This is a genomic window from Stieleria sp., assembly GCF_041595215.1.
GTDB lineage: Bacteria > Planctomycetota > Planctomycetia > Pirellulales > Pirellulaceae > Stieleria > Stieleria magnilauensis.
Genome location: NZ_JBFHKV010000871.1, coordinates 1 through 3,774, shown reverse-complemented (window position 1 = coordinate 3,774; position 3,774 = coordinate 1). Strand labels below are relative to the sequence as shown.

Annotated in this window: 3 protein-coding genes; all 3 read left to right on the top strand. The window is 59.5% G+C overall.

The annotated features are described in order from the left end of the window. The coding region (xrtU, locus tag ABX749_RS25480; RefSeq protein WP_372898483.1) for an exosortase U at nt 1–1,572 on the top strand (1,572 nt) is incomplete at its 5' end. 1 nt (nt 1,573) lies between these two features. Continuing rightward, nucleotides 1,574–3,112: a tetratricopeptide repeat protein gene (locus ABX749_RS25475; RefSeq protein ID WP_372898482.1), complete on the top strand. Its 1,539-nt coding sequence runs from the start codon at nt 1,574–1,576 to the stop codon at nt 3,110–3,112. A 222-nt stretch (nt 3,113–3,334) separates the two neighbouring features. Then, on the top strand, nt 3,335–3,724 hold the full coding sequence (locus ABX749_RS25470) for a hypothetical protein (RefSeq protein ID WP_145208926.1): 390 nt from the start codon (nt 3,335–3,337) through the stop codon (nt 3,722–3,724). Nucleotides 3,725–3,774 lie beyond the last annotated feature (50 nt).

The window sequence follows — 3,774 nt, the reverse complement described above, 5'->3', positions numbered from 1 at the left end:
GGATTCGCGTTGCTGCTGACTGCCTTCGGGACGGTGGTGCAGTTCCCCTGGTTTGCGGCAGTCGCATTCGCGATCCTTTGCGCGACCATGCTGTACGCGATGCGTGGACCGGAGGATTCAACGTTGCTGGTCCTCGTGCTTCCGTTGCTGACGATCGTTCAACTGGTTCGCGCCGACACGTTGTTGGTGCTGTGGCTGCAGAACGTGACGACGTGGATGTCGAGCGTCTTGCTGGACACGCTGGCGGTTCCACACGCGGTGACCAACAACGTGATCCAGCTTGCCGATCGCGAACTCTTTGTCGCCGAAGCCTGCAGCGGCATTCAATCCGTCTTCACGCTCAGTTTTCTCGCCTTTCTGATGATCTCGTGGCGACGGCGACGGATTTGGATGGCACCGATCTACCTGGCGATCGCATGCCTGTTGGCCATTTTCGCCAACGTCATTCGGGTCACGGTCGTCGCCTTGGTCGCCAATTCCTTTCAGTTCGATTTAGCCGAGGGTTGGCCGCACGAATTGCTGGGCTATTTCGCTTTGGCGATCGCGTTCGGGTTCCTGCTTTCCTTCGACTATTTGATTGCCACACTGTTGCATCGCGTCCCGGAGGAATCGGAGTTCAACCCGCTGGTGGCGGGATGGAACTACCTGTCCCTGAATTCGGCCGACGAAGCGACCGGCGGCCGCGGCACGCATCGAAACGTCATGGATCTTCTGGCTCGCGACAAACGCAGCGGAGCGTTCCGCTGGGCCCAGGGTTTGGTCGACAACCGCATCGCGCAGATCGGTTTCGCCGCGCTGGCCGGTCTGATTTGCCTGGCATCATTGACCCAAGTCATTCGGTCTCGCAAACCGGCCAACCTGGTCCAGAGTGACAAAGCACTTGTGTTCGACCCGCCACCGGACCTGATCAACGACTCCCTGAACGTGCTGACCGTCGTCGGGCACAAGGCAAACCGGGGTTATGAAGACCCACGCTTGGGAGCCAACTCGGACATCTGGGAATGCCAGTGGGATGACGTCACCGTTCAGTTCGTGCTGAGCCAACCCCACCAAGGCTGGCATGAACTGTGCAACTGTTACGAGCGGCTGGACTGGATGCTGTTGGATCGCGACATCCAATCGCCCGACCAATTCGAATCGATGGAGATCGTTGCGAAGAACCCGGACGCGCTGACGTCCACGTACGTCTTGGCCCGGTTCAAACGCGGCCCGACGCAGCATGGTTACCTGATCTTTGCCGGCATCGGCAGCGACGGAACCCTGGTCGACGCACCGGACAGTTTGTCTGCGTTCACGCACCGGGTTTGGAATCGCATCGATTCAACCGGCGTTTGGGAGCAAAACGAAGTCATCATGTTCCAAATGTGGATCACATCGCCGGACAAACTCAGTCCACGCAAGTTGCAAGATCTGCAGGAGGAATTCATCGCCGCACGTGGCCGGATCGCTGACGCGATCATTGAAAACGCCGGTCGCACGCTGCCCGCCCAGGCGCTTCGAATCGATGCCCCGGCCGCTGTGTCGGCGGTGGCAAAATCAGAGCAACCGATGACGGCAAAGGAGTTGAATTAAGATGCATGCATTCAACCCACTGACGTGGTTTCGCTGGATCGGTGAGTTCATTCGCTGTTGGTTCTTGGGAATCCCCTGGCGTGACGCGCCCAAAGCGATCCCGGCGGTCATCCTGTCGATGGTGCTATTCACGACAGCGTTCATCGCCTTTAGCGGCGGCGCGGGCTGGAGAAACCGTCTGTTGGACCGCCAATTGCGAGTTTCCCTGGACCGCGAAGATTTCCCGACCGCGGAGATCGTGATTCGGCGACAGCTGGAAGCCGATCCGAAAAACGTCGACCTGATCCACCGCTTTGCGCTCGTCCGCGAAGCCCAGTCGTTTGAAGAGGAGGCCAAGGTGTTGATGCGTCAACTGCTGACGCGTCGCCATCTTCCGGCCGCCAAATGGTTGCTGGAGAACCAGATCATCGGCAAGAAACTGACCGATTTCAGCCCCGAAGAACTCGACGAAGTCGGCAGGGTCTTGCAGTTGATCACCGAGCGAGAAGACGAGAATCTCGGTGCGAAACGGATGTACGCGGAGTACCTGATCTTTGAACAACGCCTCAGTTCCGCGATCCCCGTCGTGCTGGAACTGTCCAAAGTCGAACCGATGCGTGGACTGCAGGCGGCGGCCTTGGCGCGTCAATTGAATGAATTTGATGCCGCCGAACAGTATGCGTCCGCGGCGTTGGAACGGGTCAAAGAAATGCACAAGGACGACCCGACCAATTCCAACATTGCGATGAGTATCGCTCGCAACCAGATCTTTTTGGAACGGCACTCCGACGCGATCCGAACGCTCAAAGGCAGCATCGACGTCGCCAAGACGCCAGAAGAGCGGCGCATGCTGACCCAAGCGCTCGGAGACGCAATCGTCGCCTATGTGACCTACATCGAAAAATCTCCGACCAACACCGTGCAGGAACGATTGCGTGTCCTCACGATGCTCGACGCTGCGGTCAAGATCGCGCCGAACAATCCGCGCGTGGTGACGATGGTCGCCGACCACGTGCTATCCAGTTTGAACGAAGACGATGAACAGATTGCAACCGTCCGAGCGGCGTTGATCTCGGGATCGCCGGCCGGGATCGCCCATTTCATCAAAGGCACTTCTGCACTGATGAAAGAGGATCTCGCGATGGCGGAGTTGCACTTGGAGAAGGCGGCCGAACAGCTGCCGCGAAGCGGTGCGATCCTGAATAATCTGGCCGTCGCGTTGGCGCTGAAAGAGGCTCCCGAGTACGAAAAAGCGCTGCAGGTCGCTAACGCGGCAATCGACAACGTCCCCACCCCGACGCCGCACTTCTTCGAGACACGCGGACAAATCCTGTTTCGCATGGGGCGGTTCCGCGAAGCGATCAGCGATCTGGAGCGTGCGTTGCCCGCCCCGGACTTGAAGCGACGATCGCATCTCATGCTCGCCGATTGCTACGACAAGGTGGGTGACGCGGACTTGGCCCAAGGCCACCGCGACGCAGCCGAACGGTTGAAGGACGCCGAACCATCCGACGGCGAAACGCCCGAATCCAAGGCCGAGGACGGTTCGCAACAAGACTAACCGGTCCCGCCCGCACACCAGCGGGACGCGTCAGCGACCGGCCCGAGACGATCGCGCCGGCAGTGCATCTCGCGCCACTGGCTAACGCCACGTGCTGAACTGTCGCACCCTGGCGGGCTGCGTCAGCCGGGCGGTTCACAGAGGGCTGACATTGCCGATAAAAGAGAGCTACGATTTAGTCAGCTCAGGCGGCGATGGCACCCCCTTTTTCGAAAGCAATTGATGGCTCGATTTGGCATTGTTTCTGGACTTTTGCTGTGCATCGACACGGCGATCGCCCTGTTCGGTTCGCTGAACAAGGCTCCGATGCTGTTTATTCCCATGATGCTGGGAATTCCGATCCTGTTTTTCGGCGTCGTGGCACTCAATCCGCATCGTCGCCGCCAAGCGTTGGCGACGGCGGCGATCCTCGGTGCCTTCGGCTGCCTGATCGGTTTTGGCCAGCTGTTTCACTTTTTCTCCGTCTGGCGCAAGCAGGGCGTGGTGAACCTGCATTCGACCCAAATTGTCTCGCTGATGGTGGCGATTTGCATCGTCTTTTCGCTCAGCTACCTGTGGACGGTGGTCCAGGCCGGACGCCAGCGCGGACGGCGGTCCGCGGCCTCGCCCTGACCGAGTCTTCCGCTTCGCCTTGGTTTTCGGGTAGGCGGTAGTGGGGGGGG

Excerpts from the sequence above, each read along its gene's own strand:
- ABX749_RS25475 (WP_372898482.1), top strand. The coding sequence starts at position 1,574 with ATGCATGCATTCAACCCACTGACGTGGTTTCGCTGGATCGGTGAGTTC.
- ABX749_RS25470 (WP_145208926.1), top strand. The coding sequence starts at position 3,335 with ATGGCTCGATTTGGCATTGTTTCTGGACTTTTGCTGTGCATCGACACG.